Below are 14,857 nucleotides of genomic sequence, written 5' to 3'. Positions count from 1 at the left end.
CGCGGGTGACGTCCACGGGCCGGAGCGCACGTCTCATCGGACGGACACGGTTACGAAGCCGTGCCACCGAGGGACTACGCTCCGTCCCGTGGCCGACATCCAGATTCCCGCTGACATCAAGCCCGCCGACGGACGCTTCGGCGCCGGTCCTTCCAAGGTGCGGACGGAGGCGCTCGACGCGCTGGCCGCCACCGGCACCTCCCTGCTCGGTACGTCCCACCGCCAGGCCCCGGTCAAGAACCTGGTCGGCGAGGTACGGGACGGTGTGCGCGCGCTCTTCTCCCTGCCCGAGGGCTACGAGGTCATCCTCGGCAACGGCGGCTCCACCGCCTTCTGGGACGTGGCGACGCACGGTCTGATCGACTCGAAGTCCCAGCACCTGAACTTCGGCGAGTTCTCGTCGAAGTTCGCCAAGGCCGCGAAGCTCGCGCCCTGGCTGTCCGACCCCACCGTCATCGCCTCCGACCCGGGCACCCACCCGGACCCGCGGGCCGAGGCGGGCGTGGACGTCTACGCCTTCACCCACAACGAGACCTCGACGGGTGTCGCGGCGCCGGTCAAGCGCGTCGCGGGCGCCGACGAGGGTGCGCTCGTCCTGGTGGACGCCACGTCGGGCGCGGGCGGCCTGCCGGTCGACATCACCGAGTCCGACGTCTACTACTTCGCCCCGCAGAAGTCCTTCGCCTCCGACGGCGGCCTGTGGATCGGCGTCTTCTCCCCGGCGGCGCTGGAGCGCGCGGCCCGGATCCACGCCTCGGGCCGGCACGTCCCGGAGTTCTTCTCGCTGCCGACGGCGATCGACAACTCGCTGAAGAACCAGACGTACAACACCCCGGCGCTGTCCACCCTCTTCCTGCTGAACGAGCAGCTGAAGTGGATGAACACCCAGGGCGGCCTGGACTTCACGACGGGCCGCACGGCCGCGTCCTCGGGCCACCTCTACGGCTGGGCCGACGAGTCGAAGTACGCCACCCCGTTCGTCACGGACCCGGCGAAGCGCTCGCAGGTCATCGGCACGATCGACTTCGCGGACGAGATCGACGCGGCGGCCGTCGCCAAGGTGCTGCGCGCCAACGGCATCGTGGACACCGAGCCGTACCGCAAGCTGGGCCGCAACCAGCTGCGCGTGGCGATGTTCCCGGCGATCGACCCGGCGGACGTGCAGGCCCTGACGGCGTGCGTCGACTACGTCATCGAGAAGCTGTAGCGCTTCGGCTCACCGCTGTACGGAGACGGCCCGGCACCCGCGTGGGTGCCGGGCCGCCACGAGGTCTACGCCCCCGGCCGGCAGGCCCCGCTGCCCGTATCCATCGGCGCCGAAGTCTCCCTGGACGTCGACGGGATCGTGCGCGCGGGCAGCCCGAAACGCTGAGGTCTACGCGAGGTCACTCGCCCGGAGCCGCCGCCAGCACCGCGCGCAGCGCGGCTATCCCCGCCAGCCACTCCTGCTCCGCCCCGGCGTCCGCCCACAGGTCCAGCGGCTCCGCGTTCTCCGCGGTGAGGCGGTCCAGGGCGCGGACGGCCAGCGGGCGCAGATCGGCGGGGAGGGGCGGCAGGGGGTTCTTCGGGCCGTACGACGTGGTGACGGGGTCCCCGCCGGGGCACTGGGCCGCGACCAGCGCGGCGGCGGCCACCGCCTCCTCCCCGCCGTCCACGTAGTCCTCGGGGCCCGCGTCCGCGACGGCGGTCAGGACGTCCCGGAGCACGTCCGCCTTCTTTCCCGGCTCCGCGTCGTCGACCCGGCCGCCGAAGTCGGCCGCGGTGTCGTTGTCGAAGTGGCCGATGTCCCAGGCGCCCATGGGGTCCCCCTCAATCCGTGTGCCGGTCAGTCCGTTGCGCTGATGTCCCCATCCTCACAGCCGCCACTGACAAGGGGCCTGCGAGCGAGGACGAACCCCTGCGGCGCCCGCTCCGGGAACGGCCCGTCCGTCTCCCGCTCCCGCCACACCCGGGACACCACCTCCAGGCCCGCCTCCCGCAGCAGTCCGGCGATCCTCTCCGGCTGCCGCCGGTGGAAGACGAGCGAGACCTCCAGGCCCCACGCCTCCGTCAGCCGCAGCGGCTCGTCCCCGACCTGGAAGCCCAGCTGCACGTAGCCCCCCGGGGCCAGTACGCGGTGGAACTCCGCGAAGGCGCGCGGCAGTTCCCCGTCCGGGACGTGGATCGTCGAGTACCAGGCGAGCAGCCCGCCCAGCGCCGCGTCCGGCAGGTCGAGGGCGAGCATGGAGCCCTCCTCGAACCGCAGCCCAGGATGCTCCTGCCGCGCCACCGCGACCATCTGCGGGGAGAGGTCGATCCCGAACACGTCCAGTCCCCGGCCGAGTCCGTGGAGATGGTCGGTCACCCGGCCCGTTCCGCAGCCCACATCGGCCACCGGGAGGCCGCCGCCGCCCGCCGCCACCAGTTCCGCGAACGTACTCAGCAGCGCACGTTCCAAGGGCTTGGCAGCCAGCTCGCCGCGGGCGAAGTCGACGTAGGCGGGGGCCATGGCGTCGTACGAGGTCCGGGTGGCGAGCAGGAAGTCGGGCGACAGGTCAGGGGTGGTCATGGCGCATCACCCTAGGGCCTCGTCAGGCATCCTGTCCCGGCGTCAGGCGGCGCTGCGGTCGCGGCCGGCCAGGAGCTGCGTCTCCCAGGCGAAGGCCACACCCGAAGCGCCGCCGTGCTGGGCCTGCACCTCGGCGGCGGCCGGAATCGTCTCCTCGCGGGCCCAGTCGCGCTGCCACTCGCCCATCACGGCCAGCCAGGTGATCGGCACGACGCCCGCCTGGACCATGCGGCGCACCGCCATGTCGTGGGCTTCGGCCGACACGCCCCCGGACGCGTCGGTGACGGCGTAGACCTCGAACCCCTCACCCACCGCCTGGATGGCCGGCATCGCCAGGCATATCTCCGTCCACAGCCCGGCGAGGATCAGCTTCTTGCGACCGGTCGCCTTCACGGCGTCGACGACGCGCTCGTCCTGCCAGGTGTTGATGAGAGTGCGGTCGATCGGCTTCTGCTCCGGGAACACGTCCTGGATGCCCTGGATCAGCAGGCCGCCGCGCTCCTCCAGCACCGTCGTCAGGATGGTCGGGACACCGTACGCCTTGGCGGCCTTGGCGAGGCCGACGACGTTGTTCACGACCATCGTCGGCTCATGGCTGTTCAGGTTGGCGAACTGGAACGGCTGATGGTCGATCAGCACCACGACGCTCTCCTCGGGCGTCAGCAGCGCGTCGAGTCCGGCCTTGTTCTGGGCGCTCATGGTATTCCCCTCCACCAGATGGTTGACGTGTCATCCACCCTAGGCGTGGACGGTTGATGCGTCAACCAATGCCGTGGGCGGGGGACTTGCCGCGAACGCCGGGCCTCCGATGGAGACGTGCGGGACGGCCTCGCTACGCTCCTCGCATGAACGCGACGCCTCGCTGGCTGAACCCGGAGCAGCAGGCCGCCTGGGACGGCTTCATCCGCATGCAGGAGAAGCTCATCGGACGGCTCTCACGCCGGGTCCAGGCAGACTCCCGCATGTCCCCCGCCGACTACATCGTGCTGGCCAAACTCACCGAGGCAGGCGGGCGCATGCGCTTCATGGACCTCACCAAGCTGGTGGAGTGGGAGAAGAGCCGCATGTCCCACCAGGTGGCAAGGATGGCCAAGCGCGGCCTCGTGGCCAAGGAGGAGTGCCCCGACGACGGACGCGGCGCGTTCATCGTCGCCACACCGGCCGGCCGCGAGGCGATCGAGGAGGCCGCGCCCGTGCATGTCGAGCATGTCCGACGACTGTTCATCGACGCCCTCACCCCGGAGGAGCTGGACACCCTGGCCCGGATCTCGAACCGCGTCCTCGCCCACCTGGAGAAGCAGCCCGACTGACGGGACCCAAGGTGACGGCGGCCCGTCCCGTTCCCCGTCCGCGACCCCCACGCCTACGGCATCGGGGGCAGCGTCACGCTGGCGGCCCACCGCCGCTCGCCGTCCTCCCACTCCTCGGTCGGGCCGAGGCCCGCCGCCACCGCCACCGCGGCGGACGCGGCGTGGTCGGGGTGGATGTGGGCGACGAGCTCCCGCACGCCCCCGGCCGCGACCAGGTGCGCCGCCAGGCCCCGCGCGGCCTCGCTCGCGTAACCCCGGCCCTGCCACGGCGTTCCGACGACCCAGGCGATCTCCGCGCGCGATCCCCGTACGGTCGCCTGGACGTATCCGGCGAGTTCCCCGGCCGCTTCTTCCCCGGCCGCGCGGACCCGGAGCACCCAGTTCCACCACCGCTCCCCCGGGTCCGGCGACCCGGCGCACTGGCGCTCGTACCGGGCCCGCAGCGCAGCCGGGGCCGGCGGCTCGCCCCCGGTGAACGCGTACAGCGCCGGGTCAGCCAGGACGGCCTCCATCTCCTCGGCGTACGCCGGTTCGAGGGGGAGCGCGTCGAGGCGGGCGGTGGTGAAGGGCGGCGGGGTGATGGGCAGCGGAGCGGTGGTCGTCGGCACGAGGCCCGACCCTACGCGCCCCGCGCCCGCCCCGACCTCGCTCTTCCGCGTCTCACCGGCGCCACCGCCCGGCCCCTTTCAGCACCTCACCGGCTCAGGCGCTGGAAGCGGCGGACCGCCAGCGGCAGGAACACCAGCGTGATCACGAACGGCCACACCACCGCCATCAGCAGCGCGTGCTCCTCGACCCAGGTCCCGCCGCCCGCCACCGGGTTGCCGAACAGTTCGCGCGTCGCCGTCGCGGTCGAGGAGACCGGGTTCCAGGCCGCGACGAAGCCGAGCCAGTCCGGCATCAGGGACGGTGAGACGAAGGTGCTGGAGATCATGGTGAGGGGGAAGGCGACCGCGTACAGCCCGCCCGCCGCCTCCGGGGTGGGGACCAGCATGCCGAGCCAGACGCCGACCCAGATCAGGCTGAACCGCAGCAGCAGGAGCAGTCCGAACGCCCCGAGCGCGCCCGGCACCCCGCCGTCCGCGCGCCAGCCGATCAGCAGGGCCGTGACGGCCAGGATGGCCAGTTCGGCGGCGGCCACCACCAGGTCGCCCGCCCCGCGTCCGGAGGCGAACGCGGACGGGGCCATCGGCATGGACCGGAAGCGGTCGACGACCCCCTTCGAGGCATCGGTGACGACGGCCACGGCGGTGTTCATGAAGCCCATGGCCATGGTCATGGCGAACATGCCGGGCATCAGGAACTCCCGGTAGCCCCCGCCCCCGGGCACCTTCATCGCACTGCCGAAGACGTAGCCGTACAGCAGGAGGGAGAGGATCGGGAAGCCGAGCTGCCAGACGATCGCGACGGGCTGGCGCTGGTAGTGGGTGAGGGTGCGGCGGGTGATGTTCCAGCAGTCGGAGACGGCCCAGTAGGCGAGGCCGTGGCCGCGGTCGGAGCCGTCTTTGGGGCGGCGTACGCCGGTCGTCCCGGGATCTTGGAGCCGTGTCGTCATGCCGCCGCCACCTCCGGGGCGTCGTGGTTCTCGGTGCCGTGGCCCGTCAGCCGCAGGAACACGTCGTCCAGGCTCGGCCGGCGCAGCCCGATGTCCTCCACCGCGATGCCGTCGTCCTGGAGGGCGCGGGCCACCTCGGTGAGCGCGGCCACCCGGTCGGCGACCTGGGCGTGCACCCGGCGGGCGGGGGTGTCGGTGACGACGAGCCCGCCTCCGGCCACCCGGCCGACGGTCTTGGCCACCGCGTCCAGATCCCCCGGGTCGGCGGAGACGACCTCGATCCGGTCGCCGCCGACCCGGTTCTTCAGCGCGTCCGGGGTGTCGTCGGCGATGGCCCGCCCCCGGTCGATGACGGTGATGTGCGAGGCGAGCCGGTCCGCCTCTTCTAGGTACTGCGTGGTCAGCAGCACCGTCGTACCGTCCGCCACCAGCGCCCGGACCGCCTCCCAGACCTCGCCCCGGCCGCGCGGGTCGAGCCCGGTCGTCGGCTCGTCCAGGAAGAGCACGTCGGGCTGGAGGATCATCGAGGAGGCGAGGTCGAGCCGGCGCCGCATGCCGCCGCTGTACTCCTTGGCGGCCTTGTCGGCCGCCCCGGTCAGGCCGAACCGGTCCAGCAACTCCCCGGCGCGCTGCCGGGCCGGGCGGTTGCCCAGGTGGAAGAGGCGCCCGAACATCTCCAGGTTCTGCCGCCCGGTGAGACCTTCGTCGACGGCCGCGTACTGGCCGGTGAGGCCGATGCGGCTCCGTACGCGGCGGGGTTCGCGCGCCACGTCGAGCCCGGCGACCTCGGCCCGGCCCGCGTCGTACCGCAGGAGGGTGGAGAGGACCCGCACGGCGGTGGTCTTGCCGGCCCCGTTCGGGCCGAGGAGGCCGTGGACGGTGCCCGGGCGGACGGCGAGGTCGAACCCGTCGAGCGCCCGCTGTCCGCCGCCCCCGCCCCGCTCCCCCTGCCCCTTGTGCCGCTTCTCCTTGTAGCGCTTCACGACGCCCTCGGCGAGCACCGCGTATCCGGACGCGGATACGGACATGACACACCCCCTGATTCCGCACGGGTCCCGGCAGATCGGCCACAGACCGGCCGCATGAATTGAGTACACCGTACCCGATTGCGAGTACGGTGTACCCAGTTTTTCTCCGGCCCTTACGCTGAGGCCATGACGAACGAGGCAACGACAGCCGGGGCAGCGTCGAGGGCGGACGGGTCGGCCACCGGGAGCGGCGACATCGCGCGCAGTCTGGAGCTGCTGTGGGGCACCGGCGAGCGCCCCAGCCGCGGCCCGAAACCGGGGCTGACCCTGGACCGGATCGTCACCGCCGCCGTCGCCGTCGCCGACGCGGAGGGGCTGGCCGCCGTCTCGATGCGCCGCCTCTCCACCGAGCTGGGCGCGGGCACGATGTCGCTCTACCGGTACGTCCCCGGCAAATCCGAGCTGCTGGACCTGATGTTCGACCGCGTCCTCGGCGAACCCTTCGCCGACCACCCCGGCGAACCCCCCGCCGACTGGCGCGAGGCGGTCGACCGGATGGCCCGGGGCCACCTGGACACCCTGCGCCGCCACCCCTGGCTGCTGAAGATCAACCAGGCCCGTACCGTCCTCGGCCCCAGCGCCCTGCGCGGACTGGAGCTCGCGCTCACGGGGCTGCGGGGGATGGGGCTGCGGGACCCCGAGCTGATCGGCGTGATCATCACGGTGAACAGCTTCGTGGAGGGCCTCGCCCGCACCCAGGCCGACGCGGCGGAGGCGGTGGCGCAGACCGGGCTGAGCGACGAGGCGTTCTGGGACAACCAGCGGCCCTACCTGGAGCGGGCCATGCTCAGCGGTGCGTACCCGATGATGGCGGGCATGGCGGAGGACACCTTCAGCTCCGAGTTCGACCAGTTCGAGTTCGGGCTGCAACGGCTGATCGCCGGTTTCGACGCGCTGGTGCGGGAGCGGGCGGCGTCCCGCACATGACAGCGCGGCCGGCCCGTGCCCCAATGGATATATGGACGCCAGCCCGGAGCTCGCTCCTTTCGTCAAGCAGTACACCGTCCTGCTGAGCAGCCACCGGCAGGACGGGACCTCCGTCGGCACACCGGTCAACATCGCCGTCGAGGGCGATCACGCGTTCATCCGCACGTTCTCGTCCGCCTGGAAGGTCGAGCGGATGCGCAACCACCCGCGGGTGGAGCTCGCCCCCTGCACAGTGCGGGGTGTCCCGACCGGACCGCAGATCAGGGCGCACGCACGGCTGCTGCGGCCGGGCACGAAGGAGAACACGCACGCGGCGCGGATGCTGTCGCGCAAGTACCCGGTGGTGCAGGGCGTGCTGGTCCCGCTCGCGCACCGCCTGAAGCGGGACCGGACACTGCACTACGAGGTGTGGCCGGTGACGGACGAGGACTGAGGGCAACCGGGGCTGGGGCAGCCAGGGCTGGGGGGACTACCCCTGCCCCCGCTTCCGCCGCAGGGCGAACCACAGGACGCCCGCCCCGACGACGATCGCCGCACCGAGCCCGGCGCCGCCCTTGCCGTCGCCCTCCTCGCCACCGCCCCGGTCGCCGGCTTCGCCACCGGCGCCACCGCTCCCCGAGGGCTCCCCCCGCTCCTGGCCGCCCCCGCGGCCGCCGCCCTCCGCCTCCACCCGGACGACCTCGCTGCCCGCCCCCTCCGAGCCGAACATCAGGGCCGAGCCGTCCGCCGTGTACGTCACGGACTCCGCCTGCCGCTGGAACGGGGCGGCGACCGAACGGTCCTCGCCCAGGCGGCCGTTCTCGAAGGCGTACTCGCGGGCGCTGAAGTACGAGCGCAGCACCAGGCGCGTCCCGTCGGGCGAGAAGGCCCCGTCCGTCACCCACGGCACCTCGTCGACCCGCCGGAAGGTGTTCACGGCCCCGGCGGTCAGCTTCGCGGGCCCCTCGTAGAGGCCGCCGCCGTCCTCGTTCTTGGAAGCGATGTAGACGCGGCCGGTCTTCGGGTGGACCATCAGCGCTTCGGCGTTGCGGGCCCCGTCCGCGTACTTCACGTCGTACTGGACGGCGTCGACGGTGGCGTCGCGCAATTCCTTCGGCTCGGGGAAGCGGTAGATCCAGACATGGCTCCACGAGCCGTCCAGGTTGTCCCCGATGTCGCCGACGTAGAGGTCACCGTCGGGCCCGATGGAGATGCCCTCGACATCGCGCGGCTCCCCGACACCGCGCAGGGTGATGGTCGCGAGGGTCTTCCCGGTGCGGGAGTCGACGGCGAAGACGTAGGGGCCGTCGTCGCTGTCGTTGTGCGTCCAGTAGACGCCGGCGTGGGCGCGGCTGGCGGCGAGGCCGCTGGACTCGGTGATACGGGGGTCCTCGATCGTGAAGTCGCGGTCGGGCCGCCCGTCGTCGGCCACGGCGGGACCGGCCCCGGCGGACAGCGGGACGAGCACCGCGAGGGAGGTGGCGAGAGCGGCGGCGGCGCGGCCGGCCGGCCCGGTCGGATACAGGCGCATGGCCCAAGTGTCCATCGTCACGTCGCAGCCCGGAGCCGTGATCGGCCATGATGACGCCATGCGTTTCCTCTTCGTCGGCGATTCCATGACCATCGGGCACGCCGGCGACTTCACCTGGCGTTACCGGATGTGGCAGCACCTGGAGGCGTTCCCCGCCCTCCCGTACGAGATCGTCGGCCCGCGCTCGACGCTGTACGACGCCGAGGCGGGCGCCCCGCTCTCCCACGCGTACGCCGACCCGTCCTTCCCGCCCGCCGCCCGCCGCCATCTGTCCGGCTGGGGCGAGGGCTGGCTGCACATGGCGCCGGTGATCGCCGACGCGGTGCGCGAGGCGGAGGCGGACGTCCTGCTGGCCTCGCTGGGCCTGATAGACCTCGGCTTCTACACGGACGCCGAGCAGACCGCGGCCAACGCCCGGGCCTTCATCACGGCGGCCCGCACGGCGAACCCGCGGCTGCGCATGGTCCTGCTGCCGGTGATACCGAACATCCGGGCCGAGACGGACGCCCCGTTCGCCGCCTCCTGCGCCCGCTTCAACGAACTGCTCGCCAAGGCCGTGGCGGATCTGGACACCCCCGCCTCCCCGCTCCTGCTGGCCTCGCGTCCGCCGGGCTACGACATCCACACGGACACGTACGACGGCACGCACCCCGGCCCGAGCGGCGAACACCTGCTGGCGGCGGCCTTCGCGGACGCGATGCACCAGGCGTGGGGGCTGGGCGGCCCGTACGCAGGCGGGTCCACGGCACGGGTACCGGCGCAGGCCCAGGTCTCGGCCCTGGTCTGACCCCCGGCCGCCACGGCTCCCGCGCCGCCCAGCCGTGCGGGCCCACGTCCTCGCGTGCCGCCGCGCTCATCCGCTCCGCTGCGACCCGAGCATCGTCAGGGCCAGCTGGGTCAGTTCGCCCGAGACCTCGTCGGGGCGGGCCCGGCGGCCGCGGCGGGCATGGTGGGCCATCAGCTCGTGGACCGTGCCGACCATCACCATCACGTCGACCCGGTGGTCCCGGTCCTCCGCCTCGCCGCGGTCCACCGCCCGCTCGGCCTCCCCCGTGAGGAACTCCGTCCACAGCGCCCGCCAGAGCTTGCAGTGCTCGTCCACCACGGCGCTCACGCCCAGCACTTCGACGAACGTCACGCGGGCCTCGCGCGGATCGCTGGTGACGGCCTCCACGTACGCGTCGAAGAGCAGCCGGACCCGCTCCTCGATCGAGCACTCCTCGATGCCCTCGGTCAGCAGGGCGCCCTCCGCCGCCCGCAGCCCGGTCGTCGTGACCCGGTTGTGGAGGGCGATGAGCAGTCCCTCCCGTGACCCGTACTCCTGGCGCAGCACCTCGACCGGTACACCGGCCGCCTCGCACACGTCGTGCTCGGCCGTCGCCCGGTATCCGTTGACGCCGTACAGCTCCCTGGCCGCTTCCAGAAGTCGTTCCCGCGCCTGCGTGCGCGCGGCCTCCCCGAGCCCGGTCCGCTGAACCGTCCAGCTGTCCGCCACCGGTCCTCCTTGAGCGCAAGGTGCGGGAGAGGGGCCTGCGCGCCTCTGCACGAACCGCCGCCCCATTGTGCTCACCCCACCGCCGTCCGGACGGCCGCGCCACACCCGTACGGGGTAATACCCGTACGCGGAAACGCTTCTTCTTTGCGCGCCCCGAACGGGCGTGCGCCGGCCGGCTCCTCCGGCCAGGAGGCCGAGGCCCCGGAGCCGGGTGCGGACCTCACGGTGCCGTCGGCGGGCGCCGCCCACCGTCCAGGGCTCAGCCCTTGACCGTGAACTCCCCCCGCAGCAGCGCCTCGTCCCGGGACGACGGGCCCACCAGCAGCTCGAAGCGGCCCGGCTCCACCCTGCGGACGCCCTCCGCGTCCACGAGCGTGCAGTCGGCCACCGGGAGACCGAAGAGGATCTCGCGCGCCTCCCCCGGGGCCAGCGCCACCTGCCGGTAGGCCTTGAGCTCCTTCTCCGCCCAGGTCACCGACGTCACCGTGTCGCTCACGTACACCTGGACCGTCTCCAGCGCGGGCCGCGCCCCCGTGTTGGTCACCGTGACCCGGGCCCGTACGGTCTCCGACTCGTCGACCACCGCCGTCAGCACCTCCAGGTCCGTGTAGGCGACCGTCGAATAGCTCAGCCCCTCGCCGAACGCGAACGCCGGTCGCTGGGTGAGGTCCGCATAGCGCGTACCGTGCTGGCCGCGCACCTGGTTGTAGTACGTCGGCTGCTGGCCCGCGTGCCGGGCGAAGGACAGCGGCAGCCGCCCGGTCGGCTCGATCAGCCCGAGAAGCAGTTCGGCGATCGCCCGGCCGCCGAGCATGCCGGGGTTGGCGGCGTACACGATCGCCGCCGCACCGAGCGCGGACGGCGGCAGCACCAGCGGTTTGGAGCTGATGACGACGACGACCAGCGGCTTCCCCGTCGCCGCCAACGCGTCCAGCAACGCGACCTGGTCGCCGACCAGTTCGAGCGTGGCCGTCGACTTGCCCTCGCCGATCAGCTCGATGCGGTCGCCGACGACGGCCACGACATGGTCGGCGGCCTCGGCGGCGGCGACGGCTTCGGCGATCAACTCCGCGTCGGGAGAGGCCGGGTGGACGACCTCCGGGCGGGGCTGCCCGTCCGGGAAGAACGCACCCTCCGGGTCCGGACCCACGTCGAGGATGCGGGCGCCGGGCGCGTACGCGACGGTCCAGTCGGCGGGCACATGGTCGCGGAAGCCGTCGAGGACCGTACGGATCATGGCGCGCGGCTGGCCGTCCGGCAGCCAGTCGGCCTGTCCGGAGGAGCCCGCCCAGTCGCCCAACTGGGTCTGCGCGTCATCAGCGTTGGGGCCGACGACCGCGACCGTACGGGGGCCGGGCCCCGTGGCCCGGCCCTCCCCTTCGGACTCCAGGCCGCCCGCGAACGGCAGCGTGCCGTCGTTGGCCAGCAGCACCAGAGAGCGGCGGGCCGCCTCCAGGTTCAGCGCCGCGTGCGCCCCGCTGCCGATGACCTCGGCCTGCCGGTCGGCGTCGGGGTGGCGCGGGTTCTCGAAGAGCCCGAGCTCGAACTTGAGCGTCAGGACGCGGCGGACGGCGGCGTCGATCTCCGCCTCCGTCAACGCACCCTGGGCGACGGCCTCCTGTGCTCCCTCGAAGAAGTTCGACGTGGTCATCACCATGTCGTTGCCCGCGCGGACCGCCGCCGCCGACGCCAGCGCGTAGTCGGCGTAGACCTTCTGCTCCCACACCATCCGGCCGACGTTGTCCCAGTCGGTGACCAGGGTGCCGGTATAGCCCCACTCGCCGCGCAACACCTCGTTGAGCAGCCAGTCGTTGACGGTGATCGGCACGCCGTCCATCGACTGGTAGCCGAGCATGAAGGTCCGGCAGCCCTCCTTCGCGACCCGCTCGAACGGCGGCAGGAACCAGGAGCGCAGCTTGCGGCGCGAGATGTCCGCCTCACTGGCGTCCCGGCCGCCCTGGGTCTCGGAGTACCCGGCGAAGTGCTTGGCGCAGGCCAGGATCGCGGTCGGGTCCTCCAGGCCCTCACCCTGGTAGCCGCGCACCATCGCGGAGGCCAGCTCGCCGATCAGGAAGGGATCTTCGCCGAACGTCTCGCTCACCCGGCCCCACCGCAGGTCCCGGGTGATGCACAGCACCGGCGAGAACGTCCAGTGCACCCCGGTCGCCGCGACCTCCACCGCCGTCGCCCGCGCGATCCGTTCCACCAGCTCCGGGTCCCAGGTGGCGGCCATCCCGAGCTGCGTCGGGTAGATCGTGGCCCCCTCCCAGAACGAGTGCCCGTGGATGCAGTCCTCCGCGACGAGCAGCGGGATGCGCAGCCGGGTCCGCTCGGTGAGTTCGGCGGCCTCGCGCATCCGCTCCGGCGAGGCGTGCAGGATCGAGCCCGCGTGCAGGTCCTCGACGAGGTGCCGCACGCCCTCCTTGGCGTTGAGCTGGAGCATCTGGCCCACCTTCTCGGGCAGCGTCATGCGCCCCAGGAGGTCGGCGACCCGCTCCGCGACGGGCAGCGCGGGGTCGAGATACGGCGGCTTGGGACCCACAGGACGTCCTTTCACGACGGCCACGACGGCTATGGCGGCACTCGCAGTACCGTACGCTCAATCCCGACCGCTTGGTAAGTATTCACCCCTGTGAGAATCTGGGGCGGAACGAGAGAGGCGTCCGATGACAGCGGGTGAATACGCGTGACCCCGGGAACCCGGCGCGGCTACGCCAAGGGCCGGGCCAAGCGGACCGAGATCCTCGACCAGGCGATGACCCTGTTCGGCGAGGCCGGCTACCGGGGGGCGTCGCTGCGCGTCATCGCCACCCGCTGCGGCATCTCCCACCCGGGGCTCCTGCACCACTTCCCGACGAAGGAGGCGCTGCTCCTCGCCGTCCTCCAGCGCCGCGACGACGTGGACGACGCGTGGCTGGCCCTCGGTGTCACGCGGGGCGTGGACCATCTGCGCCGACTGGTGGACCTCGCCGAGCTGAACGCCAAGCGGCGCGGGATCGTCGAGCTGTTCTCGGTGGTCGCGGCGGAGGCCACGGCCCCCGACCACCCGGCGCACGCGTATTTCGAGGCCCGCTACCGTACGTCCGTCGCCAACACCGAACGCGCCTACCTCCAGGCCCGGGAGGCGGGCGAACTCCGGGACGACGTCGACCCGTCGGCCGCCGCGCAGCAGCTCATCGCGCTGATGGACGGCCTCCAGATCCAGTGGCTGATCAGCGACTGCGCGACGGACATGGCGGGGGTGCTGCGGGCGCACGTCCGCGCGCAGCTGACCGTGGAGTTCTGAACCGGTCCCCCCGCCGCGCTCCTCGGCCGAAGACGACGCGGGGAGGGAGAAGCGCGCGAGGTCAGGGAGTCAGGGGCTCACCCGCTCGATCCCGCGGCGGTCGGCGATCCGGGCCACGGTGAGGCAGTACAGCGGGGCGAAGACGAGTTCGGCCGCCATGGCCTGCCAGGGGGCGTCGGCGGCGGTCTCCGTGCTGGCCAGCTCGCCGAAACCGGCCGCCAGGCCGAAGGCCAGCAGGTTGTTCGCGACGTGCATGACGATCACGGCTTCGAGCCCACCGGTACGGATCACCAGCCAGCCCCACCACAGCGCCGAGTACAACAGCAGGAGGAACCCCGAGAGTTCACCGAACCCGTGGGCCAGGGCGAACAGCAGGGACGCGACGACGACCGCGGGCCAGGGCGAACGCGCGACCCGGCCGACCACCTGGACCAGCCAGCCCCGGAAGACGTACTCCTCGGCGGCTGCCTGGAACGGCACGAGCGCCAGGATGACGGCCAGGCTCAGCAGGAAGACCGGCCACCCCGGGAAGCCGCTCCCCGACTCACCGACCGGCTCGTCGTCCCAGGTCCACGCGATCAGCAGACCGATCTGCACAGCCATCAGCGGGAATCCCACGGCGGCGCACCGCCCGAGCCAGCCCCAGCGCAGCCGCCCGACGACGGACGACACGGTCCCGGCGGGCCGCCGGCCCAGCACGCGGGCGCCCCACAGGACGATGGGTATGGCGATCGCGATGCCGAGGAGCTGGACGACCAGATCGGCGACGGGGTCCTTGAAGAACAGCTCGCTGTCCGGGTCCGCGGGGGCCGCGTCCAGCAGCTCCGCGAGGACCATGCCGACGATGCCGACGACCACGACGGCCAGCAGGACCAGCCCCACGACGGCCGACAGCTCGCCGATCCAACCGAACCGTCCACCCTGCCCGTTGCGTCCCTGCTCGTCGTAGCGGGACCCGGAGGGCGCGCGCACCGGCCCGGTCGGCGGGCGGCTCCACTCCGGGGGCCTGTCCCAGCCCTGACCGCTCTGCAGGCCCGGCCAGGGCTGCCCGGGCGGGCGCGGCGGCTCGCCCGACGACGACGGCGGGGTCCAGGGCGACGGGGGAGGCGAGGAGGACGAGTGCGGCGGCTGGGGCGCGTCAGGGTTCACACCGCCGATCCTGGGCGTGCGGGGCGTACGAGGTCAAAGCGTTGACCGG

16 protein-coding genes and 1 pseudogene are annotated in these 14,857 nt (G+C 72.7%); 7 read left to right on the top strand and 10 right to left on the bottom strand.

Translation table 11 applies throughout. The features are described from left to right. Nucleotides 1-88: 88 nt before the first annotated feature. Both serC and RNL97_RS18840 read left to right on the top strand, forming a co-directional pair. Nucleotides 89-1,207, top strand: a complete 1,119-nt coding sequence (gene serC / locus RNL97_RS18845; RefSeq protein ID WP_030591359.1) for a phosphoserine transaminase — start codon at nt 89-91, stop codon at nt 1,205-1,207. Between the two features lie 54 nt (nt 1,208-1,261). Next, nucleotides 1,262-1,372: pseudogene (locus RNL97_RS18840) on the top strand (Uma2 family endonuclease); the annotation flags it as partial. Between the two features lie 13 nt (nt 1,373-1,385). Here the strand turns inward: RNL97_RS18840 and RNL97_RS18835 are convergent. From RNL97_RS18835 to RNL97_RS18825, 3 genes are read right to left on the bottom strand one after another with little or no spacing between them, the layout of a single operon-like run. Continuing rightward, on the bottom strand, nt 1,386-1,799 hold the full coding sequence (locus RNL97_RS18835; protein ID WP_243314711.1) for a DUF4259 domain-containing protein: 414 nt from the start codon (nt 1,797-1,799) through the stop codon (nt 1,386-1,388). Between the two features lie 26 nt (nt 1,800-1,825). Continuing rightward, entirely contained in the window at nt 1,826-2,548 is a 723-nt protein-coding gene (locus RNL97_RS18830) for a class I SAM-dependent methyltransferase (protein ID WP_243314710.1), read from the bottom strand. A gap of 42 nt (nt 2,549-2,590) precedes the next feature. Then, nucleotides 2,591-3,247 carry a hydrolase gene (locus RNL97_RS18825; protein WP_030591354.1) on the bottom strand — a complete coding sequence of 219 codons (657 nt, stop codon included), beginning with the start codon at nt 3,245-3,247 and terminating at the stop codon, nt 2,591-2,593. Nucleotides 3,248-3,393: 146 nt separating this feature from the next. Between RNL97_RS18825 and RNL97_RS18820 the strand changes: the two genes are divergently transcribed. Beyond that, entirely contained in the window at nt 3,394-3,858 is a 465-nt protein-coding gene (locus tag RNL97_RS18820) for a MarR family winged helix-turn-helix transcriptional regulator (protein ID WP_030591351.1), read from the top strand. A 53-nt stretch (nt 3,859-3,911) separates the two neighbouring features. Here RNL97_RS18820 and RNL97_RS18815 read toward each other — a convergent pair whose 3' ends face one another. From RNL97_RS18815 to RNL97_RS18805, 3 genes are all read right to left on the bottom strand, one after another. Then, complete coding sequence (locus RNL97_RS18815) at nt 3,912-4,466, bottom strand: GNAT family N-acetyltransferase (protein ID WP_030591348.1); 555 nt, start codon at nt 4,464-4,466, stop codon at nt 3,912-3,914. 86 nt (nt 4,467-4,552) lie between these two features. Then, a complete protein-coding gene (locus RNL97_RS18810; protein ID WP_030591345.1) occupies nt 4,553-5,413 on the bottom strand; it encodes an ABC transporter permease in 861 nt (286 codons plus the stop codon). Next, the gene (locus RNL97_RS18805; RefSeq protein ID WP_030591342.1) at nt 5,410-6,441 is read right to left on the bottom strand and encodes a daunorubicin resistance protein DrrA family ABC transporter ATP-binding protein; all 1,032 of its coding nucleotides are present in this window, start codon (nt 6,439-6,441) and stop codon (nt 5,410-5,412) included. The genes RNL97_RS18810 and RNL97_RS18805 overlap by 4 nt, the downstream gene beginning before the upstream one ends. A gap of 126 nt (nt 6,442-6,567) precedes the next feature. Here RNL97_RS18805 and RNL97_RS18800 point away from each other — a divergent pair, with 126 nt between their 5' ends. Together RNL97_RS18800 and RNL97_RS18795 are read left to right on the top strand one after the other, a co-directional pair. Continuing rightward, complete coding sequence (locus tag RNL97_RS18800; protein ID WP_030591339.1) at nt 6,568-7,368, top strand: TetR/AcrR family transcriptional regulator C-terminal domain-containing protein; 801 nt, start codon at nt 6,568-6,570, stop codon at nt 7,366-7,368. Nucleotides 7,369-7,399: 31 nt separating this feature from the next. Then, nucleotides 7,400-7,801 carry a PPOX class F420-dependent oxidoreductase gene (locus RNL97_RS18795; RefSeq protein ID WP_030591337.1) on the top strand — a complete coding sequence of 134 codons (402 nt, stop codon included), beginning with the start codon at nt 7,400-7,402 and terminating at the stop codon, nt 7,799-7,801. A gap of 36 nt (nt 7,802-7,837) precedes the next feature. Here the strand turns inward: RNL97_RS18795 and RNL97_RS18790 are convergent, their stop codons facing one another. Further along, entirely contained in the window at nt 7,838-8,878 is a 1,041-nt protein-coding gene (locus RNL97_RS18790; RefSeq protein WP_030591334.1) for an SdiA-regulated/phytase-like domain-containing protein, read from the bottom strand. On the opposite strand from RNL97_RS18790, the gene RNL97_RS18785 reads away from it, so the two are divergent. Next, nucleotides 8,877-9,665: a GDSL-type esterase/lipase family protein gene (locus RNL97_RS18785; protein ID WP_030591331.1), complete on the top strand. Its 789-nt coding sequence runs from the start codon at nt 8,877-8,879 to the stop codon at nt 9,663-9,665. The genes RNL97_RS18790 and RNL97_RS18785 overlap by 2 nt on opposite strands. Nucleotides 9,666-9,731: 66 nt before the next feature. Here RNL97_RS18785 and RNL97_RS18780 read toward each other — a convergent pair whose 3' ends face one another. Next, the gene (locus tag RNL97_RS18780; RefSeq protein ID WP_030591327.1) at nt 9,732-10,373 is read right to left on the bottom strand and encodes a TetR/AcrR family transcriptional regulator; all 642 of its coding nucleotides are present in this window, start codon (nt 10,371-10,373) and stop codon (nt 9,732-9,734) included. 259 nt (nt 10,374-10,632) lie between these two features. After that, complete coding sequence (locus RNL97_RS18775) at nt 10,633-12,915, bottom strand: exo-beta-d-1,3/1,6-glucosidase (protein ID WP_243314700.1); 2,283 nt, start codon at nt 12,913-12,915, stop codon at nt 10,633-10,635. A 144-nt stretch (nt 12,916-13,059) separates the two neighbouring features. Between RNL97_RS18775 and RNL97_RS18770 the strand changes: the two genes are divergently transcribed. After that, nucleotides 13,060-13,659, top strand: a complete 600-nt coding sequence (locus tag RNL97_RS18770) for a TetR/AcrR family transcriptional regulator (RefSeq protein WP_030591321.1) — start codon at nt 13,060-13,062, stop codon at nt 13,657-13,659. 69 nt (nt 13,660-13,728) lie between these two features. Here RNL97_RS18770 and RNL97_RS18765 read toward each other — a convergent pair whose 3' ends face one another. Continuing rightward, on the bottom strand, nt 13,729-14,631 hold the full coding sequence (locus RNL97_RS18765) for a CPBP family intramembrane glutamic endopeptidase (protein WP_030591318.1): 903 nt from the start codon (nt 14,629-14,631) through the stop codon (nt 13,729-13,731). Nucleotides 14,632-14,857: the final 226 nt, after the last annotated feature.

The sequence above is a fragment of the Streptomyces parvus genome (assembly GCF_032121415.1).
GTDB lineage: Bacteria > Actinomycetota > Actinomycetes > Streptomycetales > Streptomycetaceae > Streptomyces > Streptomyces globisporus_A.
The sequence above is the reverse complement of the archived record's forward strand: the minus strand, read 5'-3'. Positions and strand labels throughout refer to the sequence as shown.

Bases quoted from the DNA above. Each gene is read 5' to 3' on its own strand.
- RNL97_RS18820 (WP_030591351.1), top strand. From the start codon at position 3,394: ATGAACGCGACGCCTCGCTGGCTGAACCCGGAGCAGCAGGCCGCCTGG.
- RNL97_RS18805 (WP_030591342.1), bottom strand. From the start codon at position 6,441: ATGTCCGTATCCGCGTCCGGATACGCGGTGCTCGCCGAGGGCGTCGTG.
- RNL97_RS18825 (WP_030591354.1), bottom strand. From the start codon at position 3,247: ATGAGCGCCCAGAACAAGGCCGGACTCGACGCGCTGCTGACGCCCGAG.
- RNL97_RS18810 (WP_030591345.1), bottom strand. From the start codon at position 5,413: ATGACGACACGGCTCCAAGATCCCGGGACGACCGGCGTACGCCGCCCC.
- RNL97_RS18800 (WP_030591339.1), top strand. From the start codon at position 6,568: ATGACGAACGAGGCAACGACAGCCGGGGCAGCGTCGAGGGCGGACGGG.
- RNL97_RS18785 (WP_030591331.1), top strand. From the start codon at position 8,877: ATGGCCCAAGTGTCCATCGTCACGTCGCAGCCCGGAGCCGTGATCGGC.
- RNL97_RS18795 (WP_030591337.1), top strand. From the start codon at position 7,400: ATGGACGCCAGCCCGGAGCTCGCTCCTTTCGTCAAGCAGTACACCGTC.
- RNL97_RS18790 (WP_030591334.1), bottom strand. From the start codon at position 8,878: ATGCGCCTGTATCCGACCGGGCCGGCCGGCCGCGCCGCCGCCGCTCTC.
- RNL97_RS18830 (WP_243314710.1), bottom strand. From the start codon at position 2,548: ATGACCACCCCTGACCTGTCGCCCGACTTCCTGCTCGCCACCCGGACC.
- RNL97_RS18835 (WP_243314711.1), bottom strand. From the start codon at position 1,799: ATGGGCGCCTGGGACATCGGCCACTTCGACAACGACACCGCGGCCGAC.